This is a genomic window from Streptococcus sp. HMSC034B05 (genome assembly GCF_001809055.1).
GTDB lineage: Bacteria > Bacillota > Bacilli > Lactobacillales > Streptococcaceae > Streptococcus > Streptococcus constellatus.
In genome coordinates this window covers 1-291 of record NZ_KV795588.1, presented here as the reverse complement: position 1 = coordinate 291, position 291 = coordinate 1, and the positions used below count along the sequence as shown (strand labels likewise).

Annotated in this window: 1 protein-coding gene; it reads left to right on the top strand. The window is 36.4% G+C overall.

Features of this window, described 5'->3' with window-relative positions; genetic code table 11:
• Positions 1-291 (top strand): GBS Bsp-like repeat-containing protein (locus tag HMPREF2542_RS01080; protein ID WP_186822125.1); only part of this gene is annotated, 291 nt, incomplete at both ends.

Here is a 291-nt window from a genome sequence, read left to right as displayed (position 1 = left end):
GATCACAAATATTCAACAGGTATATATAACGTTCATTTGTATTATATTCAGGATAATGGACAAATTGTTGGTGTAGCAGGGACACAAACAGTTGTTTCTTTAGCTAAGCCACAAGGACAAATTAGCATTCAAAACAATAATCCAGATACTGGTACCTTTGATGTGATTGTATCAGGTGTTTCCAGTCCTTATGGCGTTCGTGAAGTAAAATTACCGACTTGGTCTAATGTAGATGGTCAAGATGACATTATCTGGTATACGGCGATTAAGCAAGCCAATGGAACTTATAAG